Here is a 741-nt window from a genome sequence, read left to right as displayed (position 1 = left end):
CGATCTCCTTCGTTGGCAGATTGATTATGCCGGATGATCTCTAAATGTGAATGGCACGATTATGCGGGATACTTACATGGGGACCAGACTTCCAACAGCATGAAACCGGGCTGATCGCAGCAGATGAAGTACCGGTATTAACAACCAGCTCAGCCGAACTCGCCCGACAGCAGCTTAGCGCATTAAATGGCTGTAGCTGGCTTCCTGTAAACTGGGCAAATGAAAAGGGCGGATTACATACCGTTGCCGACAGCGCAACGCTTTCACGGCCGCTATACGCCATTTGGCTGCAAAACAGCGATAAATACTCGCTGATCTGCGATCTGTTAAAAACGGATGTGCTGGATGAACAATGAAAATGATGAAAAGAAAAAGAAGGGAACTTACGATTACCTGATCAGATAATCAGGTAATTTCAGGCAAAAAAAAATCCTTAGCATCTGCTAAGGATTATTTCTGGCAGGGGCGGAGAGACTCGAACTCCCAACACCCGGTTTTGGAGACCGGTGCTCTACCAATTGAACTACGCCCCTAATTAGGGTGGCGGAACGGACGGGACTCGAACCCGCGACCCCCTGCGTGACAGGCAGGTATTCTAACCAACTGAACTACCGCTCCACCGAATTCTTTTACAACCACTGACTTTTACATCAGTTTACTGCTTAATTTGATGCCTGGCAGTTCCCTACTCTCGCATGGGGAGACCCCACACTACCATCGGCGCTACGGCGTTTCACTTCT

The 741-nt window shown here is 49.0% G+C and carries 2 tRNA genes and 1 pseudogene; 1 reads left to right on the top strand and 2 read right to left on the bottom strand.

What is annotated here, in order from left to right:
- Positions 1-71 precede the first annotated feature (71 nt).
- Positions 72-356: pseudogene (locus ACLJQD_RS22900) on the top strand (transcriptional regulator HdfR); the annotation flags it as partial.
- A gap of 101 nt (positions 357-457) precedes the next feature.
- On the opposite strand, the gene ACLJQD_RS22895 reads toward ACLJQD_RS22900, so the two are convergent.
- Positions 458-533, bottom strand: a tRNA-Trp gene (locus ACLJQD_RS22895).
- 8 nt (positions 534-541) lie between these two features.
- Positions 542-618 (bottom strand) — tRNA-Asp (locus ACLJQD_RS22890).
- Between the last annotated feature and the right edge of the window lie 123 nt (positions 619-741).

This window comes from Salmonella sp. SAL04214 (genome assembly GCF_046550615.1).
GTDB lineage: Bacteria > Pseudomonadota > Gammaproteobacteria > Enterobacterales > Enterobacteriaceae > Salmonella > Salmonella enterica.
This window is presented reverse-complemented; position numbering and strand designations above follow the sequence as displayed.